16 protein-coding genes are annotated in these 20,447 nt (G+C 61.7%); 5 read left to right on the top strand and 11 right to left on the bottom strand.

The window, feature by feature from the left end:
* Positions 1 to 4: 4 nt before the first annotated feature.
* From RGM2987_RS27140 to RGM2987_RS27105, 8 genes are all read right to left on the bottom strand, one after another.
* Positions 5 to 1,015 (bottom strand): ABC transporter substrate-binding protein, encoded by a 1,011-nt coding sequence (locus RGM2987_RS27140; RefSeq protein WP_245146004.1) that lies wholly within the window; start codon positions 1,013 to 1,015, stop codon positions 5 to 7.
* 13 nt (positions 1,016 to 1,028) lie between these two features.
* Entirely contained in the window at positions 1,029 to 1,712 is a 684-nt protein-coding gene (locus RGM2987_RS27135; RefSeq protein WP_245146002.1) for a peroxiredoxin-like family protein, read from the bottom strand.
* Positions 1,709 to 3,055, bottom strand: coding sequence for an LLM class flavin-dependent oxidoreductase (locus tag RGM2987_RS27130; RefSeq protein ID WP_245146000.1), 1,347 nt, complete (start codon positions 3,053 to 3,055; stop codon positions 1,709 to 1,711). The genes RGM2987_RS27135 and RGM2987_RS27130 overlap by 4 nt, the downstream gene beginning before the upstream one ends.
* Before the next feature lie 32 nt (positions 3,056 to 3,087).
* Complete coding sequence (locus tag RGM2987_RS27125) at positions 3,088 to 4,065, bottom strand: ABC transporter substrate-binding protein (RefSeq protein WP_245145999.1); 978 nt, start codon at positions 4,063 to 4,065, stop codon at positions 3,088 to 3,090.
* Between the two features lie 284 nt (positions 4,066 to 4,349).
* A complete protein-coding gene (locus RGM2987_RS27120; protein WP_245145998.1) occupies positions 4,350 to 6,824 on the bottom strand; it encodes a TonB-dependent receptor in 2,475 nt (824 codons plus the stop codon).
* A gap of 93 nt (positions 6,825 to 6,917) precedes the next feature.
* Positions 6,918 to 7,787 carry a TauD/TfdA family dioxygenase gene (locus RGM2987_RS27115; protein ID WP_245145997.1) on the bottom strand — a complete coding sequence of 290 codons (870 nt, stop codon included), beginning with the start codon at positions 7,785 to 7,787 and terminating at the stop codon, positions 6,918 to 6,920.
* 100 nt (positions 7,788 to 7,887) lie between these two features.
* Positions 7,888 to 9,471: a rhodanese homology domain-containing protein gene (locus tag RGM2987_RS27110; protein ID WP_245145995.1), complete on the bottom strand. Its 1,584-nt coding sequence runs from the start codon at positions 9,469 to 9,471 to the stop codon at positions 7,888 to 7,890.
* Positions 9,468 to 10,076, bottom strand: a complete 609-nt coding sequence (locus tag RGM2987_RS27105; protein WP_245145994.1) for a cysteine dioxygenase — start codon at positions 10,074 to 10,076, stop codon at positions 9,468 to 9,470. Before RGM2987_RS27105 ends, RGM2987_RS27110 begins: the two co-directional genes overlap by 4 nt.
* Positions 10,077 to 10,298: 222 nt before the next feature.
* On the opposite strand from RGM2987_RS27105, the gene RGM2987_RS27100 reads away from it, so the two are divergent.
* Together RGM2987_RS27100 and RGM2987_RS27095 are read left to right on the top strand one after the other, a co-directional pair.
* Positions 10,299 to 11,204 carry a LysR family transcriptional regulator gene (locus tag RGM2987_RS27100; RefSeq protein WP_245145992.1) on the top strand — a complete coding sequence of 302 codons (906 nt, stop codon included), beginning with the start codon at positions 10,299 to 10,301 and terminating at the stop codon, positions 11,202 to 11,204.
* Positions 11,205 to 11,308: 104 nt separating this feature from the next.
* A complete protein-coding gene (locus RGM2987_RS27095; protein WP_245145990.1) occupies positions 11,309 to 12,103 on the top strand; it encodes a class II aldolase/adducin family protein in 795 nt (264 codons plus the stop codon).
* 587 nt (positions 12,104 to 12,690) lie between these two features.
* On the opposite strand, the gene RGM2987_RS27090 is transcribed toward RGM2987_RS27095, so the two are convergent.
* A complete protein-coding gene (locus tag RGM2987_RS27090) occupies positions 12,691 to 13,779 on the bottom strand; it encodes an LLM class flavin-dependent oxidoreductase (RefSeq protein WP_245145988.1) in 1,089 nt (362 codons plus the stop codon).
* A gap of 41 nt (positions 13,780 to 13,820) precedes the next feature.
* Positions 13,821 to 16,256, bottom strand: coding sequence for a TonB-dependent receptor (locus RGM2987_RS27085; protein WP_245146170.1), 2,436 nt, complete (start codon positions 16,254 to 16,256; stop codon positions 13,821 to 13,823).
* Between the two features lie 467 nt (positions 16,257 to 16,723).
* On the opposite strand from RGM2987_RS27085, the gene RGM2987_RS27080 reads away from it, so the two are divergent.
* From RGM2987_RS27080 to RGM2987_RS27070, 3 genes are read left to right on the top strand one after another with little or no spacing between them, the layout of a single operon-like run.
* Complete coding sequence (locus RGM2987_RS27080; protein WP_245145986.1) at positions 16,724 to 17,605, top strand: ABC transporter permease; 882 nt, start codon at positions 16,724 to 16,726, stop codon at positions 17,603 to 17,605.
* Position 17,606: 1 nt separating this feature from the next.
* Positions 17,607 to 18,419, top strand: coding sequence for an ABC transporter ATP-binding protein (locus RGM2987_RS27075; protein WP_245145984.1), 813 nt, complete (start codon positions 17,607 to 17,609; stop codon positions 18,417 to 18,419).
* On the top strand, positions 18,412 to 19,458 hold the full coding sequence (locus RGM2987_RS27070; RefSeq protein ID WP_245145982.1) for an ABC transporter substrate-binding protein: 1,047 nt from the start codon (positions 18,412 to 18,414) through the stop codon (positions 19,456 to 19,458). Before RGM2987_RS27075 ends, RGM2987_RS27070 begins: the two co-directional genes overlap by 8 nt.
* A 36-nt stretch (positions 19,459 to 19,494) precedes the next feature.
* Here the strand turns inward: RGM2987_RS27070 and RGM2987_RS27065 are convergent, their stop codons facing one another.
* Complete coding sequence (locus RGM2987_RS27065; protein ID WP_245145980.1) at positions 19,495 to 20,433, bottom strand: sulfonate ABC transporter substrate-binding protein; 939 nt, start codon at positions 20,431 to 20,433, stop codon at positions 19,495 to 19,497.
* Between the last annotated feature and the right edge of the window lie 14 nt (positions 20,434 to 20,447).

Genomic DNA, 20,447 nt, shown 5'->3' with positions numbered 1-20,447 from the left:
GCGCTCACAGCGGCAGCAGGCGGAAATTGCGGTCCCATAAAGGGCTGACATCCAGCCGCTCGCTCAACACACCGGCCTCGAAGAACAGGTCGGCGACTTCCTGTTGCGAGGCAATGGCCTGTTCATTCACTTCGACGATTGTCGTCGGCTGGCTGCGGCTGTTGTACACGTCCAGGAACACCGCCTTGTCGACGCCCAGCAGTTGCGCCGACTTTGCCGCCCACGGCTCGGGATTGTTATTGATCCATTCCCAGGTGCGCGCCTGGCGCTGGATGTAGTCCTGGATCGCCTGCTTGCGCAACGGGTCTTCCAGCGCGGCGGGTCGTGCGGCGATCAAGTAGTTGCCGGAGAGATAGCCCAGGGCGGTTTTCAACACACGGGCGCCGCTGCGGAACTTCGCCAACTGGATGAACACCCCGTAGATCACCCACGCATCGAGCTGGCCGCTTTGAAAGGCGGTAAAGCCGTCTTGCGGGGTGAGCGCTACCGCCGTGATGTCGTTCATGGTCAGGCCCTGTTCCTTCAGCGCCTTGATCAGAAAGTAGTGCGAGGTGGTGGAGCGCACGTAGCCGACCCGCTTGCCGCGCAGCTGCCCGACCGAATTGACCGAAGAGTCCTTGGGAATCAGGATCACCTGATTGTTCACATCGCCTTGCAGCACGGCCACCAGGCGCGGCTGGCGATGGCTCTGGATCGAGAAGATCGGCGGGATCTCGCTCATGCCGCCGACGTCCAGGCTGCCCGAGGCCAGCGCTTCGACGATCAGGTTGCCGCCGGCAAACTCCGCGTACTCGACCTTGTAGGGCGTGTTGGCAGTGCCGGCGTCGTCGGTGAAATACGAGTCCTGGCCGCGGTAGGTGGCGACGGCCAGCGTCAGGTCCGAGAGCTTGGCGTCTTGCGCGAACGCGCGGGGAACCAAGCCGAGCGATGACAACCCCAGCGCACCGAGGGCGATCGAGCTGGCCGTCAGGAAGTCGCGACGATTGAACGGTCCCGGTGTAATGTTTTTCGTCATGGTCAGGCTCTGGTCAGATGGCAAGTTGCAAGGCGGTTTGCCCGAGCAGGTGTTCGACGGCGCGCAGCACCGGTTCGGCCTCGGTGCGCACCAGCCAGTCCGGGCTGACTTCAGCGAAGGCCACCGTGCCGTCCTGGGCGATGACTACCACGGTGGGTTGTGGCAGTTCCCAGGTTCCGGTGCCAGTGGTTTCGCCAATGCCCTTGCCTTTGGCCAAAGCCGCTTTGCGCGAGGCTTCATCGAAGCTGTAGAGAATGCCCAGGCGTCGACCGAGGTGGTTGTCAGGGTCACTGGCCACTTGCAGATCGAGCGTGTGCCGGGTCTTGATCTCCACCAGCCTTTGCGGCACTTGCGGGCTGACCGCCACCAGCGGCACCCCCAGCGCGTGCAGTCGCGGATACAGCTGGCGCTGGTAATAGGGCAGGGCGATGTTGCACGCCGGGCAACCTGCGAAGCGGAAGAAAATCAGCACCGCCGGACCGTTGGCGAGCAGTTCGTCGCGGCTCAGGCTGCCACCTTCGACCTTCAACAAGGTGAAGGGCTCAAGCGCGTCGCCAGCCTTGACGAAGTCGTCGACCCGGGCTTCATTCACCAGGCGCTGACGCTGGTCGATATTGACTTGCAGGGCTGCGGGCTCCCAGGTCGCCAGACGCTCGGCATGCAAGTTGGCCAACAGCTGGTTGAGGGACTCGCTCATGCCACGGCCTCGCTTTTCGCTTGAACTTTTGGGGTCGTGTGACGGTTGGCGGGTACGGCGAGGCCGAGGTTGTCGCGCAGGGTGTTGCCGCTGTACTCGTCGCGAAACAGCCCGCGTTGTTGCAGGACCGGCACCACCAGCTCGGTGAAATATTGCAAGCCGTCCGGCAACAACGAGTTGATGATGAAACCGTCGGCCGCGCCTCCTTCGAACCACTGCTCGATGGCATCGGCTACCTGCTCGGGGGTGCCGACAAAATCGCGCCGTGGTTGGGAGAAACGCAGGGCAACCTCGCGCAAGGTCAGGCCTTCGTCCCTGGCCAGTTGCTTGATCCGGTCCGAGCCGCCTTTCTGGCTGTTGGATCCGAGATCGCCGAGCTCGGGGAACGGCGCATCCAGCGGGTATTGGCTGAAGTCATGATCGTTGAACGGGCGGCCGAGGGCGACAATCGCATCTTCAATGGTCACCAGTTCCACGGCTTGCTGATAACGGTCTTCGACTTCGGCTTCATCGCGCCCGACAATCGGGCGGATGCCGGGCAGGATCGACAGCTCGGCAGCGTCGCGGCCAAAGCCTTTGGCGCGTTTTTTCAGATCCTGATAGTAAGTGCGTGCTTCGTCGAAGCCTTCGGCACCGACGAATATCGCGTCGGAATTCCCGGCGGCGAAGTTGCGCCCATCCTCCGAGGTGCCGGCCTGGAAAATCACCGGCTGGCCTTGCCGCGAGCGGGCAATATTGAGCGGGCCTTTCACCGAGAAGAACTCACCCTTGTGTTCCAGCGCGTGCAGTTTGCCGGGGGTGAAGAACTCTCCGCTTTGCTTGTTATAGGCAAAGGCATCGTCTTCCCAGGAATCCCACAGGCCTTTCACCACATTCACGTGTTCCTTGGCGATCCGGTAGCGCACGGCATGGGGTGGATGCTCGGCCTTGCCGAAGTTGTCGGCGGTGCCACTGAGCCAGGAAGTCACCACGTTCCACCCGGCGCGACCGCCGCTGATATGGTCCAGCGAGGCAAACTGGCGGGCCACTTGGTAGGGCTCGGTGTAGCTGACGGTCACCGTGGCGACGAGGCCGATATTCGATGTCACTGCCGCCAGGGCCGAGAGAATAGTCAGCGGCTCGAAGCGGTTGAGGTAGTGCGGGCTGGACTTCTCATGGATGTGCAGGCTGTCGGCGATGAACACGAAATCAAACTTCGCGGCTTCGGCCAGCTGGGCCTGCTGCTTGTAAAAACCAAAGTTGGTACTGGCATCAGGTTGTGCCTGCGGGTGGCGCCATTCGCCCCAGCCATGGCCGACGCCATGGACCATCGCGCCGAGTTTCAGTTGCCGTTGTTGGCTCATGGTTCTACTCCTTCAGTCAGTCAGTCGCATCGTTATCGAGATGCCTGGTTAAGTTGGGCACGCTTGGCGTTGAAGCTCTTGTCGAAGCCTTGGGAGACGTCGATGTGTTTGGTGAGAATCGCTTCTTGCTGATAGATGTCTGCGGTGGTTTGCAGGCCGCTGATGACCGTGTCGTCGATCACGACGGGGTTCATGTGCGTGCCTTTGGCAATGGCGATGTGCACGTCCAGCGGCAGACCAGTCACGCGCGCCTGGGCGGCGGCGTATTCCTCGGGGTGGGCATTGGTCCAGCGGTAGGCGCGATCGACCCGGGCGATGAAGTCTTCAAGTTGCTGGCGTTTACCGGCGATGGCCTGGCTGGTGGCGGCCAGGTACAGATGGTTGGTCAGCAGGGTTTCGCCACTGGCTAACACCTTGGCCTGGTTCTGGGTCGTGGCAATGGTGGTGTACGGGTCCCAGGTCGACCAGGCGTCGGCACTGCCGTTGTCCAGCAGGATGCGTGACTCGCTCGGCAGCAAATAGATGAACTGCACGTCCTGTGTGCTCAGGCCGGCGTCGCGCAAGGCTTTGATCGCCAGGAAGTGACCGATGGAGCCACGTGTGGTGACGATCCGCTTGCCCTTGAGGTCGCGAGCGTTGTTCAGCGGCGAGTCCTTCGGCGCGAGGATGGCCGTGGTGAAGCGGCCCTCGGCATGCACGATGCTGATGACCTTGATGGGCACGCCAGCGCCGAGGGCGAACACGTAGGGCGCATCGCCCAGGCCGCCGATGTCCACGGCGCCGGCATTCAGCGCTTCGCCCAGTGGCGCGGCGGCGGGGAACTCGGAGAACTGGATCTCGTAAGGAACGTTCTTCAGTTCGCCGGAGACCTCCAGCAGCACCTTGATCGAAGACTTTTGATTGGCCACCAGCAGCGGTTGAAGGTCGGCAGCCTGGGCCAGCGTGCCCAGCCCCCAGGTGAGAATGGCGCCCAGCAGCAGGCGTTTAAAAGGCAGTCGTTGAAGCGTCATGGTGGCGTCCTTCCAGGCGGGTCTTGGATCGTTGGGTTACCTCCGCCTGGAGAAAGGGGTCGGCCTGGAATCAACGTTATGCCTATAAAAAGTCGCTGTGAAGGTCTTTTTGGTTATATGCTAATTATTAAGTTATCTGATTAAAAAAAATAACATTATGAAAATAACGCATGTGTGAGCATGGCTTTCCCGCGATGAGGCAGGCACATTCAACCTGGAGGCTGCTGCCGTGACATCGCGGGCAAGCCATGCTCCCACTGGTTCGTGGTGGTTTGGCAGTGCTGTCAGAAGTTGTAGGCCAGTCGGGTGTAGTAGTAGGCCCCGCCAAACCCGAATGGCGAGAACTGCCCATATTTATAGCCCCCGGCCCAGTCCTGGATGCCGTTCTTATCGGGGTACACATTGAACAGGTTGTTTGCCCCCAGTGCGACCGTCAGCTGTTTGGTCAGGTCGTAGGCGGCGTCAACGTCGGTGATCCACTTGGCGCTGAATTTTCGATCGTTCACCGGGTTGTTGTCGCCCTCGACGTAGCTGCCAAAGCGGGTGACCGCCAGGTTCAGGTTGTAATCGGTGACTTTCCAGTTTGCCGCGAGGATCAGTTTCGATTGCGGCGTGGCAACCGTCAGGTCCTTTTGCAGCCGCCGGTCGAAGAGTTGGTAGCCAGGCCCCAGGCTGCTGAGTGCCGGTGGGTTGGCCTGGAGCTTTTCGATTTTGGTCTGGTTCCAGTTATAGGCCGCGCTCCAGCGGATCTGACCGTACTCATCCAATTGCTGGCGGAACTCGTTGACGATGTCGATGCCGCGGGTACGGGTGTCGACCGCGTTGGTGTAGTACTGAGCGAACAACCCTGGAGACAAGCCATTGGCAACCAGGATCTGCGAGACTTCCGGGCCGCCCAGCAGGCTGGTGGAGACGATACGGTCGCGGATGCCGATCTGATAGAGGTCGGTGGTCAGCCGATAGTTTTGCGTCGGTTCATAGGTGAAGCCGAAGCTGTAGTTCAGGGATTTTTCAGGCTTGAGTTTTTCCGCGCCCAGGGCCTGGGCCTCGGTGGTGTCCACCGGCAACACCTTGACCGGCACCGAAACCTGTTGGCCGTTGACCACACCACCGGAGGTGAAGGTCGACGAGGCATAAATGGTCTGCGCCAGCGACGGTGCGCGAAAGCCATTATTGATGGTGCCGCGCAGGGCAAAGGCGTCGGTGACTTTATAGCGGGTGGAGAACTTGCCGCTCCAGGTGCTGCCGATGTCCTGGGTGTAGCGCTCGTAGCGAGCGGCCGCGCCGACGTACCATTTATCGGTCACGTCGAGGCCCAGGTCGACGTAGCTGGCAACGTTGCTGCGGCTGATCTCCCCGGCATCGGCGGGGCTGGTGCCATTGTATGAAGCCAGGCCCGGCAACGGTGTGCGTCCGGCAAAGGGGCCGCTCGGGATGACGTAGTTGCCAGGGGTATAGGCGGCGAAATCGCCGGGCTCGATCTGGTATTTCTCCCAGCGGTACTCGAAGCCGAAGGCAGTTTGCAGCGGGTTTTTCAGGCCAATGTCGAAGCCGCGATTGAAGTCCAGGTTATTGGTCCACTGGTCGAAGATCTGCGAGGCGAGATGGAACGAGGTCGGGCTGGTGGGCCCCCAGGATGGGTTGAGGGTATTGCTGGCATTGAGCGTCGAGTCGTCCTCGCCCCAGGTCGAGCTGGCGTCATAGTTCCAGCCACCGACCTCGCCCTTGAAGCCTCCGGCCACCTGAAAGTCTATGGTGCGGTTGCGCCGCTGCGCGTGGATACCGTCGGGGTAGGGCGTATCCGGGTCGCCGGCCAGGGACACGATGTCGTTGGGACGATAGTTGCCGGTGACCTTGGTGGTCTCCATGTAGCTGGCCGTGGAAAACGAATAGAACGTCAGGTCATCGTCGATCGGCAGCTCAAGGTTGTAGCTGGCGTTGGTGACCTTTTCCCTGCCCAGTCCATAACTGGGGTTCCAGCCGTGGCGATTGACGGTCTGGTCGCGGCTGTCGGGGAAGCCGGGTAGCGAATAGAGGTTTCCGCTGGCGCTGCCGGTGCGATCAAAGGGTTCATGTTCCTTGCTGTCCAGCGCCAGGTTGGCGAAGCCATCGTTGGGCAGCGCCAGGCCATAGTTGACCGTCTGGTGCACGGTGTCGCCGTCGCCACTGCCATAGCGCCCGAATGAGGTTTCGGCGCTGCCGCCACTGTCGTTTTCCTTGAGGATGATGTTGATCACCCCGGCGATCGCGTCCGAACCATATTGCGCAGAGGCTCCGTCACGCAGTACCTCGATATGATCGATCGCCGAGACCGGGATCAGGTCGAGGTTGACCGGCACCGCCGCTGTGCCGATGCGGGCCAGGTTGTTGATCAGTGCCGTGTTGTGTCGCCGTTTGCCGTTGACCAGCACCAGCACCTGATCGCCGGACAGCCCGCGCATGGTCACGCCGCGCACCGACCAGGACGTGCCGCCGCCATTGATGGCCGGCAGGTTGAAGGAGGGCAGCAGGCGGGCGAGCAGCTCCTTGAGGCCGACCTTGCCGCTGGCTTGCAATTGCTCGGCGCTGATCACATCGATGGGCGAAGGGCTGTCGGTGAGGGTGCGGGGCTGACTGCCGCGGTTGCCGGTCACCACCACCGTGCCCAGGGTCTTGTCCGGCTCGGCGCTCTCGGCATGAGCCTGGAGGCTGGCGGCCAGCAGGCTGAAGGCGGCGACCGCGTAATAATCGTATTTCACTCGGGGGCTGGATGAGCTCATGACGCGAATTCCTGAAAGATTGCACGCACAGGCGAACCCCTTCGCCAACATTCGCGAATAACAGGGGATTGCCAGGTTTTTTCTTGGGTGGGTTCAGGCCGCGTGAGCGCGTCTTACCCGATGGGGAATGTCGTCATAAGCGATCAGTACCCGTTCCATGCGGCGCGGGTAGTCGCCGTAGTTATAGACCGGGTAGTGCAGCGTCGACCGGTTGTCCCAGAATGCCACTGAGTTTTCCCGCCATTTGAAGCGCACCTGATGTTCGGGTTTGTTGAACTCCAGCAACAGCCGGGCGACCAGTTGCTTGCTCCTCTCGGGCGCCCAGCCGATTACCGAAGGGTTCTGCGAAAAGTTGATGAACAGGCCGTCCTCGCCGGTTTCCGGGTGGGTCCGCACCAGCGGGTGCGCGAGAATCGGGTAGTCGTAGCCGACCTTGTCCAATGCCGACTTGAAGTCGTGAACCACTTGCAGGTCATCGATTTCTTCGCGTAGCTCGTCGGGTAAGGCACGATAGACCGCAGCTGTATCGGCCCACAGGGTATCGCCGCCAACGGGAGGTAGGTCGACCGCGCGCAGGACGGCGCCGAGGGTGGGTTGCAACAGCCAACTGGTGTCGGTGTGCCAACGGCCACTGGTTCGTGGGCCGTACAGTTTGCGTTCGTCCTGGGCTTGAATCAGATGCGCTTGCGGTTGCGTCGGGTCGTTTTGCTGGGTGGTCGGGTGAACGTAGAGTTCGCCAAATTCACGCGCGAAGGCAATCTGCTGTTCGGTGTCGATGGCCTGGTCGCGGAAGAAAATCACCTTGTGTTCGAGCAGCAGGCTGCGCAGCTCATCGCGCCGTGCGGGCGTCAGCGGCTGGCGCAGATCGATGCCGCTGATTTCTGCGCCGATGGTGGGCTCCAGGCGAGTGACGTGCAGGGTTTGGGTGGGGCTTGGGTCGGTTCGGTGCAAAGCAGCGGACATGATGGAGATCCTCTCGGTTGTGGGTTCAGCCTCCGCCTGGAGAGGGGTCGGATGTGGGGTGGGTTTGTCCCTGTGCCGAACTGGCACAGGGACGCGATTGCTAGATCACAAAGAATCCATGGGTGCCGTCGCGGGCGAGTTGGTCCACGAGGCCGTATTCCCAATCGAGGTAGGCCTGCATCGCCTCCCGGGGGTTATCGGTGCCTTCATAGGGTCGGCGATAGCGGTCGATGCGCGGCGAGGCCAGGCGGGTTTCGCCGTGCTCCAGTGGCAATTGTGCGGCGATCCAGGCGGCAGTGCCGTCGCGTAGCAGGAATACGGCTTTGCCGGTCAGGTCCTCGACCTCGGCGACTGCCAGGCGCGCCAACTGGCTGCTACCGCAGGTCAGTACATAGCGCTGCGCCGATGGAATCTTGCTTAGCGCCTCGCTTAACTGCCCACGCAGTACCCACCACGCACCCGGAATGTGGCGCTTGACGTAGTTGGCGCTGCTGGTGAAATCCAACAGTGCGGTGTCACCTTCGGCCAGCCACTGGGCGAGGGTGTCCGGGCTGATTTCCTCGGCCTGGGGTGGTGCTGGCACGGGCGCCTTCCAAGGGCCCTGTCCGGTGAAATGCGCCGCTTGCAGATCATCCAGCACATGCACCTCCCAGCCCAGTTGCGCGAGCCAGGAGGCCGACATGTTGGCGCGCACGCCATCGTCGTCCACCAGCACCAGGCGTGCGCCACGCACACTGGCGAAGTGGTCGGTTTCCTGCACCAGTTGTCCGCCCGGTGTCGAGCGCGATCCGGGCAGGTGACCGGCTTCGAATTCCTCCGGGGTGCGCACGTCGAACAGGTAGGTGCTGCGGGTCGGTTCCTGTTGCCAGCGCTGTAGCTCGGCGAGGGTGGCGCGTCCGACCAGGGCTTTGTCGGCAACGCGGCGGGCTTCGCCGGCGGCGATGGCTCGATGTTCGTCGCTGGTAGGGGCGAATCGCCGCGACTGGCCGTGCTCCAGCGTCTGACCGGCCAGGGTCCAGCCAATGGTGCCATTGCGCAGGGCGGACACCGGGTTGGCGATGCCGGCGTTGATCAACGACTGGGTGCCGATGATGCTGCGGGTGCGTCCGGCGCAATTGACGATGATCCGGGTCGCAGGGTCCGGCGCCAGCTCCCGGGCGCGTAGTACCAGTTCGGCGCCGGGTACGCTGATGCCGCTTGGAATGCTCATGGTCTGGTATTCATCGAAACGCCGGGCATCGAGCACCACCACGTCAGCCTCGCTGTCGAGCAGCGCCTGGACTTCTTCTGCCGCCAATGACGGTGTATGGCGCTGGCTTTCCACCAGTTCGCCAAAGGCCTTGCTCGGCACGTTGACGTCGATGAACAGCTCACCGCCAGCGCTGCTCCAGCCCTGCAAGCCACCCTCGAGCACGCTGACATTGACGTAGCCCAGGTTCTGCAAGCGCTGCGCCGCAATCTGCGCCAGGCCTTCGCCGTTGTCGTAGACCGTGACTTGCGTATCGCGCCTGGGAATACGCGAGTACACCTCAAGCTCAAGCTTGGACAGCGGGATATTGGCCGCAAACAGCGGATGGCCTTCGGCAAAGGGCGCCTCTTCGCGGACATCGACGATGGCCAGCTCTTCGCGGTTCAGCAACGCCTGGCGAATCTGGGAATAGGAGCGGGTGGGTGCGGTGCTCATAAGGCTTGGTTCTCTTTGGACAGGTCCCAGATATTGGGGAGGAAGGCGTTGGAATAACCGGAGATGAACAACTTCTCGCTGCCGTCGGGCTGGTACACCGCACGGCGGACCGCGCCGATGTTGGCGCCATAGACATGGATGCTGATGGATACCTGGTCATCGAAGGCATTGCTGACCTGATGGATGTCGCCGATCTTGGGTGAGACGGCTTCGACCTGGCCCGGCGACAGCTGGATCCGCGTACCCTCGGGCACCAGGTGGCCGTCGGGATGACGGGCGAAACCCTGTGAATATTCCGCGCCGCGCAGCATCCCGATCAGGCCCCAGACCCGATGATCATGGATCGGCGTGCGTTGCCCCGGCCCCCAGACAAAGCTGACCACGCTGAACCGCTGCCGCGAATCGGCATGCAGCAGGTATTGCTGATAACGCTCGGGGTCGGGCTGGGCAAAGTCTTCGGGGAGCCAATCGTCGTGGCTGACCAACTGGGCAAGCAGCTTGCCCCCGCGATGCAACACGTCACCTTCACGGGGGTTGCCGTCGATCAGTTCCGCCAGGGCGCCTATGAATGCTCTGAGTCTTTCCGGGTGTCGGGCCTGGGTCATGGCGATTCCATCATCGTGTTTGAAAAGGTCGATGTCTGGATTTAAGCATAATGATTTTGGTTAATATGCTATTTTTTAATGATTAGGTTATAGCTCAAAGGAATTTAGAACCGGTTCATCTAGCGTTAGATGTTATCGACAACCCGGTCGGACTATCCAGATTTCAACAATGGCACTATGCTTTTAGAACATCTTATTGACTGTTCTCTATGTGCGGACCAAATGAAAATTGACGATATTGACGCCTTTGTCGAAGTGATTCGTTGCCAGTCCATCAGCCATGCCGCCGAGACGCTGCAACTGACGCAACCGGCGATCACGCGGCGCGTGCAGAACTTTGAACAGGCCTTGGGTGTGGAGTTGTTCGACCGCAACACCAAACCGCTCAAACCTACGGTGATCGGCACACGAGTCTACGAGCAGTGTCGGTTGATCCTGCGGGAAATGGACGCTTTGCGCGAACTGGTGGCCACCGACGCGCCGCCCACCGGGTTGTTGCGCCTGGGGGTGCCGCAGACGATCGGTGATGTGGTGCTGCTCGATGCGCTCAAGCATCTGCGCGTCGAATACCCCGAACTACGCGCCCAGGTGGCGACGGGCTGGGGCAGCCAGCTGGTGGGCAAGATCGAGCGCGGCGAGCTGGATGCGGCGGCGGCATTGTTTCCCGCGGGCAAGATCTTTCCAGACAACATCGTCGGGGAGTCCATTGGCAAGATGGAGCTGGTGGTGGTCTGTGCCAAGACGCAACTGCCCAAGCGCCCGTGCAAACTGGCTGACGTCTACCAGAACGGTTGGATTCTCAACCCCGATGGCTGCGGTTTCCGCGCCGGGCTGCAACGGACCTTGTCGGACCAGGGCCTGGCGCTGCGGGTCAACCTGGAAACCTTTGGCACTGAATTGCAGCTTGGCCTGGTGGCCGATGGGCTGGGCCTGGGCCTGGTGCCGCGTCCGTTGCTGGAGCGCAGCGTTCACCGTGATCAACTGGCAGCCATGCCGCTCAAGGATTTCAAGCCAGTGATGGACCTGTGGCTGATCTACCCGCACTTCCTGGGCAACCTGCAGGGGCCGGTGGATGCTTTCGGCAAGTTGGTGGCCGGCTCGCTGCAGAAGATCAAGAGCGCTGCATAATAAAAAAGAATAATAATTAGCTTAGATTAAAATGTGCTTTTTATTATTTTTTGGCTTCCCCTAGGCTGGCGCCAGATCCTTAAGGCCATCCAGGAAGTTTTGCCATGAGCAGCGTCAGTCCGTTAACCAGCGTTTCGAAAAATGTCCGCCAGCGCGTCAGTGCCGAAGAGTGGGAGGTGCGGGTCAAACTGGCCGCCGCCTATCGTTTGGCGGCCCTGTTCAAATGGACCGACCACATCTACACGCATTTTTCGGCGCGGGTGCCGGGGCCTGACGAGCATTTCCTGATCAACGCCTTCGGGTTGTTGTTTGATGAAATCACCGCCTCCAACCTGGTCAAGGTCGACATCGACGGTACTATCGTCGACGACCCGACGGGGTTGGGCATCAACTACGCCGGGTACGTGATCCACAGCGCGATCCATGGGGCGCGCCCCGATCTGCAAGCAGTCCTGCATACCCACACCCGCGACGGCATTGCCGTCTCCGCCCAGCGCGACGGGCTGTTGCCGATCTCCCAGCATTCCATCGCCTTTTCCGGGCGGGTGGCGTATCACGGTTACGAAGGCATTGCCCTTGACCTGGATGAGCGCGAACGGTTGGTGGCGGATCTGGGCGATAAGAGTGTGTTGATCCTGCGCAACCATGGTTTGTTGACCGCAGGTGTCAGCGTCGAGCATGCCTTTCAACAGCTGCAAAGCCTGGAGCGCGCCTGCAACATCCAGATCGCCGCGCAGGCCGCGGGTAACGTCGAACTGATCTTCCCACCGGCCGAGGTGGTGGCCAAGGTCGAAACCCAGGCCGAGGCCTTCAAGAGCGGCGACGGGCCCGGCGTTGCACGGCATTGGAATGCCCTGATCCGCCAGCTGGAAAGAACCGATCTCGACTACAAGGACTGAGTCCTTCAGGTCGACCGCTATCGCGAGCAGGGGATCGAGGGTGGACGCAGATCCTGCGAACACCAAGGAACCCCTGTGGGAGCGGGCTTGCCCGCGAAGACGGCAGCCCATCCAACATCGCCGCCAGCAGACCCACCGCTTTCGCGAGCAAGCCCGCTCCCACAGAGAGTTCGTGGTGGACGCAGATTTTGCAGCCACCCTCGCTACCTGTGGGAGCTGAGCTTGCTCGCGAAAGCGGTGGGGCAGTCGAGGGCAATGCTGCCGGTCTGACGCCATCGCGAGCAGGCTCGGCTCCCACAGGGAATTGGTGGTGGATGCAGGTCTTGCATACACCCGATAACCCCTGTGGGAGCGGGCTTGCTCGCGAAGAGGACAGCTCATTCAACATCACAGCCAACAGACCCACCGCTATCGCGAGCAAGCCCGCTCCCACAGGGGCTTGATGGTGGACGCAGATTTTGCGGACACCCAAAGACCCATTTGGGAGCGAGCCTGCTCGCGATGACGGCGGTACATCCAGCACAAATGCCAACGGACCTGACGCTACCGCGAGCAGGTCCGATCGGCATCTCGCAAATCCGTTGCGGCTAAGCCACTTTCTCCGCCGCCTGGCGTTCGCGTTCGGCGATCAACTGGCGGGTCAGGGGGATCAGGCGCTTGCCATAATCGATGGCATCTTCAAGGGGATCGAAGCCGCGGATCAGAAACGTGGTGATGCCCAGGTCGTAGTAGTCGAGCAGGGCATCGGCGACTTGTTCCGGTGTGCCCACCAGTGAGGTCGAGTTGCCTTGGGCGCCGAGCAGGCCGGCGATGCCGGTCCACAGGCGCTTGTCCAGGCGCGAACCCTGGGCGGCCGCTGCGAGCAGGCGGCGCGAGCCTTCGTTGGGTGGTTCGCGGCGAACGAAGCCATTCTGTTCGGCCAGGGCGGCGGCCTGTTGCAGGATCCGGTCGGCGCGTTCCCAGGCCTGCTCTTCGGTGTCCGCCAGAATCGGCCGCAACGACAGGCTGAAGCGAACGCTGCGACCATGCTTGGCGGCCTCGGCGCGGACCTGGGCAACCACGTCGCGCACCTGCTCGTAGGTTTCCCCCCACAGCGCATAGACATCGGCGTGTTTGCCCGCCACCGCAATGGCCGCCGCCGACGAACCGCCGAAGTACAGCGGAATATGCGGTTGCTGCGGCGATTTCACGTCCGCATACGCACCCTCCACTTGGTAATACTTGCCCTGATAATCGAAAGGCTTCTCGCTGGTCCATTCCTGACGCACGACATCCAGGTATTCATCGGTACGCGCGTAGCGCTCGTCCTTGCCGATGTGGCTGCCGTCGGCCCGCAGCTCGCGGTCGTCGCCACCGGTGATGATGTGGACGGCGGTGCGCCCGCCATTGAACACGTCCAGGGTGATGAACTGGCGTGCGGCCAGGGTTGGCGCCGCAAACCCGGGTCGATGGGCAATCAGGAATTTCAATTTCTTCGTGACGCTGGCGGCGTGGGCAGCGATCAGCGTGCTATCCGGGCTATTGGAATGAAAGGCGATCAACGCCCGGTCGAAGCCGGCTTCCTCATGGGCGCGGGCGACTTTCTCCACGTACTCCGGTTGCAGGGTAGGGCCGCTGCGAGGGTGGATCTCCGAGGCGTGATGGCCGCCGATGAAGCCGATGAATTCAATAGTCATGGGGCAGTTCCTTATCGTGGGTAAGAAGTCGTGGGTGAGCATCAGAAGTCGTAGGCCAGCTTCGTGTACCAGAACCCGCCGCCCGGATAGAACGGCGGGTTGCCGTACCGGTTGAGGCCGACGGCTGAGGGGATGGCGTTTTTGTCCGGGCGTACATCAAAGATATTGGTACCGCCCAGGCTCAAGGTGATGTTGTCCAGCAGGGTGTAGGAGATATCCAGGTCGGTGATCCATTTCGCGCCGAAGCTGCGGTCACCGCTTTCCAGCTGTTGCAGGGTCTTGACCTTGCCGTAGCGGGTGGTTTGCAGGTTGATCGCAAGGTCTGCGAGGCGCCAGTTCGCCCCCAGGATCCACTTGGTACGGGGTTGCGCATCGGTCAAGTCGCCCTGGCGTGCGCGGCCGACCCAGGTCAGGCTGCCACCGGGGTTGCTGCCCAGGCCCTGAAGTGCCGCGGGCGCGTCCTTGAGGTCGGTGATCACGGTGTCGTTGTAGTTGAACGCAGCGTTCCAGCGCACCTCGCCCCAGGCGCCGATGTCCGTCAGATGATCGGCCACCACATCCACGCCCCGGGTGCGGGTGTCGAACGCGTTGGCGTAGTAAGACGTCCAGGTGGAGGTGTCGATCCCCAGGCCACTCAGGGTCGGTGCGAGTACCGGGCCATAGAGGCTTTCGGTGCGGGTAATACGATCGGAGATTTCAATCCAATACGCATCGACGGTCAGGCTGGTGCGTTGCGCCGGTTGCCATGTCACGCCTAGCCCGAAGTTGCGTGATTTTTCCGGGTCGAGGCTGCTGGCACCCAACGCCTGGGCCAGTGCCGAGTCCACCGGGGCGATACGGGTGACGGCCGGGACAATAGTGCCGTCAGGCGTTGCCCCCACGCGATTGTCGGTGATGCTGTAGCCGATCTGGGTCAGGGACGGCGCCCGGAATCCGCTGCCCAGCGTACCGCGCACGGCCAGGGTTTCGGTGAGTTCATAGCGGGAATTGACCTTGGCGCTGACGGTATTTCCCGAGTCGTCATCGAAGTGTTCGGCCCGGGCCGCCACGTCGATGAACAGGCGCTCGACCGGTGTGATTCCGACGTCAATGTACGCGGCGTAATTGTTGCGTTTGATGCTGGCCTCGTCCTGCGGCGCGATGGTGGCAGCAGCCTGGGCTGCAATCGACGCCAGTTGTCCGGCGAGGGGATTGGGTTGGCCGTTGGGTAATGTCGCCGGGAACCGATAGCCGCCAACACGGTAGGCCTGGGCATCGCCGGCGAAGGTGTTGAAACGTTCCCAGCGATGCTCAAGGCCCGCCGATACTTGCAGCGGGAAACCGAACGCTTCGTCGAAAGCGCGGGTGATGTCCAGGTTGTTGACCCACTGGTCGAAACGATAGGTGGCCAGGTCGTCAAACGAAGTCGGCGATGCGGGTCCCAGCGACGGGTTGAGCGTACGGTCGCTGTACTGATGGTTGGTGTTGCGCCCGTAGGTGGTGCTCAGGTCCCAGTCCCAACCCGCGGCGATCCCCTTGCCACCGAACAACAGCTGGTAGTCCCGGTCGTCCAGGTTGTTCAGCGGGTAGTAGCCATCGGGGAACAACTCCGGGATGTTGGCGTTGCCATTGGGGTAGCGGAAATAATTGTTAACGACCGCTTCACGCTCGCCGTAGGTCGCGTAGGAATAGAGTTTGGTTTGCTCGTCCAGAGGCAATTCGGCGTTGTAGCCCAGGTTGAAGGCCTTGATCTGCGGATCGCCGTTTTTGACTCCGACCCGGTCCCAGGTCGCTTCCCGAGGATCGCCCGGAAAGTACGCGGTGTTGGTGGCTCGTTCGTTCCAGCTGGCATCACCGCGTTTGCGGGCATCGCCCGACAGGCGCAGGAAACCGCCATCGCCCAGGGTGAACCCGGTATCGCCCTCGAATTTGGTGACTTCGCCTTCGCCACTGTAAAGCTTGCCGTAGGTCGTCCCGAAGTGACCGCCCTGGCTGCCGGACTTGAGAATCACGTTGATCACCCCGGCGATTGCGTCCGAACCGTATTGGGCGGCGGCGCTGTCCTTGAGCACCTCGATACGCTCCACCGCGCTGATCGGAATCATGTCGATGTCGACCGAGTTGGCGCCGCTGCTGTCGGTCGAGCCGTTGGCGGGCAGGGCGCTGTTGTGCCGGCGCTTGCCGTTGACCAGTACCAACGTATAAGCCGGCGCCAGGCTGCGATTGGAGAGCGGGCGGATGGTCGAGTTATAGCCAGCGATGTTGGTGCCGTAGTTGAACGAGGGCAGCAGCTTGGAGATGGCTTCGCTGAGATCGGCGCGACCGGTCTTGAGCAGTTGTTCGCCGCTGACGATGTCAATCGGCGCCGGGCTCTGGGCAACGGTGCGTTGGGTGCCCCGGACCCCGGTAGAAATCACGGTGACTTTTTCCAGGCGGGTCTCCCGGTCATCGCTGCGCTCAGCATCTTCGGCCTTGAGCGCCGAACTGCCGAAAGCCATGCCGCAGGCGGCCAGGCTGACAATCAAAGGTGAACGTCGGGAAAAGGACCCAGGTGGTGCGGACGCGGGTGGTACGGACATAGATACGACTCACATCAGGTCATGGATAGGCTCGATTCAATCCTCCACCTGGTCGGGGTCGGTCTGTGCCTGGGAAAGTAGGCGTAACGGGATGACGCTGTGAAATGCCGTTTTGTTCTATGGTAATTATTAAATTAATTAATCACATGTAATGGCTAATATTATTACTTGGCATTTTAGGCTGTTCATTCGATGCAGCTCTGAGAACCTCTGGGCTGAGTGGCTTCATTATGCAAATAATTTATTCGCTCCATCGGCTAGCTGATTTCTAATCATATTAGGTTATTCCCAAAAAGAATTTCACTGAGGTTTTTTATACGAATAGCATGGCCTGAAGCTGATGCATGGCGCCTCCGGCCATGTTCTGTATGAGGAAGGAAGCCTGAATGAACGACAAGACATTCGAGACCCAGAGCAGCAGCTCGTTCTCCATCGACAAGACCGTTCGAGTTGGCGCAGCCGGGCAGGGGGTGTCGAGACTGGCCCCCGACTGGTTGCGCCAATGGCGCACGCCGGAAGCCCTGTTGCGGTTGGTCAGCCCGATTGTGCTGCTGTTGCTGTGGGAACTGGCGTCGCGCTGGGGCCTGATTCCGCAGCGAGTCATCGCCGCTCCGTCGCAGATCGGCGGTACGCTTTGGGCGATGATCGTTTCCGGGGAACTGGGCAAGCACCTGCTGGTTTCCCTGCAACGGGCGCTCGTGGGGCTGAGCATTGGCGTGTCTATCGGTGTGGTGGCGGCGTTGATCAGCGGCCTGTCAAAACGCGGCGAGGTGGTCCTCGATTCACCGATGCAGATGCTGCGCACCATTCCGTCGCTGGCCCTGGTGCCACTGTTCATCCTGTGGTTTGGCATCGGCGAATTCACCAAGATCGCGCTGATCGTCATCGGTACCACGTTCCCGGTGTACCTGAACCTGTTCGCCGGCATTCGCAATATCGATCCCAAGCTGATCGAAGCCGCCAACACCCTGGGCCTGAGTCGTCGCGAATTGATCTGGCACGTGATCCTGCCGGGGTCCTTACCCTCATTCTTTGTCGGCCTGCGCTATTCCCTGGGGATTTCCTGGCTGGCGCTGGTGTTCGTCGAGCAAATCAACACCACCGCCGGTATCGGCTACCTGGCCAGCGATGCGCGGGATTTCATGCGCACCGACGTGATTGTGATCTGCCTCCTTATCTATAGCGTCCTCGGCCTTTTGATCGATGGATTGATCCGCACGCTGGAGCGATTTGCCCTGGCCTGGCGCCCAACTTTTGTGAGGAACTGATATGTCGAGCATCGATCTTGTGCAAGCGTCCAACGCCACGGAATCAGCTGCGCCGGTGCAACTGCGCAATGTGGTCCGTCAATTCGGCCAGCAGCGGGTCATCGACGGCCTGGACCTGGACATTGCGCCGGGGGAATTCGTCGCGCTGCTGGGTGCCAGCGGTTCGGGCAAGACCACCTTGCTGCGCAGCCTGGCAGGTCTGGACAGCATCGACAGCGGTCAACTGCGAGTACCCAAGGCGCGGGCGGCGGTGTTTCAGGAACCCCGGTTGATGCCGTGGAAGCGGGCCTGGAAGAACGTCGTGCTCGGCCTGCGGATTCCCAATGCCAAGGCCCGGGCGGTGGACGCCCTGACCGAAGTCGGCCTGGCCCATCGCCTGGAAGCCTATCCGGCGACACTCTCCGGCGGTGAAGCCCAGCGGGTAGCACTGGCCCGTGGCCTGGTGCGCGAGCCCAAGCTGTTGTTGCTGGATGAACCATTCGCTGCACTCGATGCCTTGACGCGGATTCGCATGCATCGATTGATCATCGACCTGTGGCGCAAGCACACACCGGCGGTGCTGTTGGTGACCCATGATGTGGACGAGGCCATCCTGCTGGCCGACCGGGTGATCGTGCTGGCCAACGGCAAGATCGCCGAGCAACTGACGATTGATTTGCCCAGGGCCCGGGATACCGGCCAGGAAGGCTTCCAGCAGATCCGTGCGCGCCTGTTGGGTTTGCTGGGGGTCGAAGCGGTGGAGTCAGCCGTTCAAACAACCGGGACTTCGCGTCAGCCTTCGAACGGTACTGTCCGGCGGTTCGCCCATGGCTGATCTTTCGATAAGGACGCCAGGGCGCCTCTGGAAAACCACGGCGCTGTTGTTGTCCGGCGCGGCGCTGTTGCTCGCCGGGTGCGGGGAAAGCGCCAACACGAAAACATCAGCCGCCAAACCTTCCGATTTGTCCGGCGTGACGTTGGTGCTCGGCGACCAAGCCAAGGGCCTGCGCACGGTGGTGGAAGCGTCGAGCGCGTTGGACGGCATCGAGTACAAGGTGCAGTGGGCCAATTTCCAGGGCGCCGCGCCGTTGTTCGAGGCCTTGCGCGCCGGGGCCGTCGACCTGGGCCCGGCTGGCGATACGCCGGTGCTCGCCGCGGCCACCGGAGGCACGCCGCTGCGGATTGTCGCGGCGCGGCGCGGCCAGTCCCGCGGGATCGCGATCCTGGTCCCGCCGGACTCGACGATTCGCAGCGTCGCCAATTTGAAGGGGCGTAACGTCGTGGTGTCGTCCGCCCGAGGCAGCATCGCCCAATATCTATTGATCCGCGCCTTGGCCAACGCCGGGGTGCAGGAGAAGGACGTCAACGTGGGCTTCGTGCTGCCGACCGACGCCTTGCCAGCGTTCAACGCCGGGCAAATCGAAGCCTGGGCGACCTTCGGTGTATACCAGGCATTCGCCGAGCAGAAGGGCGCCCGGGTATTGATCACCGGCGAAGGGATCAATTCGGGGCTGACGTTTATCACCGCCTCCGACGAAGTCTTGAACGACCCGCTCAAGCGCAGGGCCTTGAGCGATGTGCTGGGGCGATTTGCCAAGGCATTCGAATGGGCGCAGGACAACTCCGACGAATACGCCCGGGTTTTTGCCAAGGTCAACGACATCCCTCTCGACGTTTCGCAGACGTTGCGCAAGTGGGGCGACGAATCGCTGGTTCCGGTCGAGGCGCGAGACATTCAGGCTCTGCAACAGGTCGATGACCTGTTCGTGGAGAAAAAGATCTTCCCCCATCGTGTCGAGGTGGAAAAGCTGACGGACGCCACAGTGTTTCCCGCTCAACCTCTGAGCGTGAGCCAGGCTGAACCTGCCCGGTAATGGGGAGCCTGGCGCGTTGACCGCGCCAGGCGTGCATCAGTTGGTCGGTGTCCAGGCCGCGGCTTGCACGTCCAGCCGTTTGGGCAGCAACTTGTTGGCATAGAACAGATCCGCCGTGACCTGCTGCGCTTCGATGATTTTTTCATCGATGGGCAGCACCGGTGACGGCGGTCGATTGTCCACGTAACGAGCGATCACCGCTTCGGGCAGCCCCATGGACTGGGTCAGCAGCTGAAGGCTGGCTTCCCGTTGGCTGCGCGTCAGGGCCTCGGCGGCCGTAAGCTCAGCGAGCAGTGCACGCAGGAAATCGCCGTGGCCTTGGGCATAGTCGCGTCGGGCGGTATAGACCGGGCCGGACAGGCCCAGGCCCTCACCGTTGGCGAGTACGCGGCCGTCACTCTGACTCAGGGCCAGTGACGCGTAGGGTTCCCAGATCGCCCAGGCATCGACGCTACCTTGTTCGAAGGCCGCCCGGGCATCGGCGGGCGGCAGGTAGACCGGCTGGATGTCGTTGTAGCTCAGCCCGGCCTTGTTCAGGGCGCGCAGAATCAGATTGTGTGAGCTGGAGCCCTTCTGGAAGGCGACTTTCTTGCCTTTGAGTTGGGTAACGTCGTGCAGTGGGCTGTCACCACGCACGAGGATGGTTTCGGCCTGGGGTTTGGCCGGCTCGGCACCGATGTACACCAGATCGGCCCCGGCTGCCTGGGCGAACAGCGGTGGGATGTCGCCCGTTGAGCCGACGTCCAGCGCGCCGATGTTCAATGCCTCCAGCATTTGCGGCCCGGCCGGGAATTCGATCCACTTCACGGCGGTCTGTCCGAAGCGTTTTTCCAGCAGGCCATGTTCCTTGGCCAATACCAGGGCAATCGAGCCCTTCTGGTAGCCGATCCGCAGCGTCGCGGGATCTTGCGCCACGGCGATGTGAGTCACGCCGAGCAGGGCAAGGCCTGTGCAGAGTTTTTTCAGAAATCTCATTGTCGTCTCACTTT

It is taken from the genome of Pseudomonas sp. RGM2987 (assembly GCF_022952855.1).
Classification (GTDB): Bacteria; Pseudomonadota; Gammaproteobacteria; order Pseudomonadales; family Pseudomonadaceae; genus Aquipseudomonas.
This window is presented reverse-complemented; position numbering and strand designations above follow the sequence as displayed.

What these genes read in the sequence shown, in the direction of transcription:
- RGM2987_RS27140 (WP_245146004.1), bottom strand. Translation starts at nt 1,015, where the DNA reads ATGACGAAAAACATTACACCGGGACCGTTCAATCGTCGCGACTTCCTG.
- RGM2987_RS27135 (WP_245146002.1), bottom strand. Translation starts at nt 1,712, where the DNA reads ATGAGCGAGTCCCTCAACCAGCTGTTGGCCAACTTGCATGCCGAGCGT.
- RGM2987_RS27130 (WP_245146000.1), bottom strand. Translation starts at nt 3,055, where the DNA reads ATGAGCCAACAACGGCAACTGAAACTCGGCGCGATGGTCCATGGCGTC.
- RGM2987_RS27125 (WP_245145999.1), bottom strand. Translation starts at nt 4,065, where the DNA reads ATGACGCTTCAACGACTGCCTTTTAAACGCCTGCTGCTGGGCGCCATT.
- RGM2987_RS27120 (WP_245145998.1), bottom strand. Translation starts at nt 6,824, where the DNA reads ATGAGCTCATCCAGCCCCCGAGTGAAATACGATTATTACGCGGTCGCC.
- RGM2987_RS27115 (WP_245145997.1), bottom strand. Translation starts at nt 7,787, where the DNA reads ATGTCCGCTGCTTTGCACCGAACCGACCCAAGCCCCACCCAAACCCTG.
- RGM2987_RS27110 (WP_245145995.1), bottom strand. Translation starts at nt 9,471, where the DNA reads ATGAGCACCGCACCCACCCGCTCCTATTCCCAGATTCGCCAGGCGTTG.
- RGM2987_RS27105 (WP_245145994.1), bottom strand. Translation starts at nt 10,076, where the DNA reads ATGACCCAGGCCCGACACCCGGAAAGACTCAGAGCATTCATAGGCGCC.
- RGM2987_RS27100 (WP_245145992.1), top strand. Translation starts at nt 10,299, where the DNA reads ATGAAAATTGACGATATTGACGCCTTTGTCGAAGTGATTCGTTGCCAG.
- RGM2987_RS27095 (WP_245145990.1), top strand. Translation starts at nt 11,309, where the DNA reads ATGAGCAGCGTCAGTCCGTTAACCAGCGTTTCGAAAAATGTCCGCCAG.
- RGM2987_RS27090 (WP_245145988.1), bottom strand. Translation starts at nt 13,779, where the DNA reads ATGACTATTGAATTCATCGGCTTCATCGGCGGCCATCACGCCTCGGAG.
- RGM2987_RS27085 (WP_245146170.1), bottom strand. Translation starts at nt 16,256, where the DNA reads ATGGCTTTCGGCAGTTCGGCGCTCAAGGCCGAAGATGCTGAGCGCAGC.
- RGM2987_RS27080 (WP_245145986.1), top strand. Translation starts at nt 16,724, where the DNA reads ATGAACGACAAGACATTCGAGACCCAGAGCAGCAGCTCGTTCTCCATC.
- RGM2987_RS27075 (WP_245145984.1), top strand. Translation starts at nt 17,607, where the DNA reads ATGTCGAGCATCGATCTTGTGCAAGCGTCCAACGCCACGGAATCAGCT.
- RGM2987_RS27070 (WP_245145982.1), top strand. Translation starts at nt 18,412, where the DNA reads ATGGCTGATCTTTCGATAAGGACGCCAGGGCGCCTCTGGAAAACCACG.
- RGM2987_RS27065 (WP_245145980.1), bottom strand. Translation starts at nt 20,433, where the DNA reads ATGAGATTTCTGAAAAAACTCTGCACAGGCCTTGCCCTGCTCGGCGTG.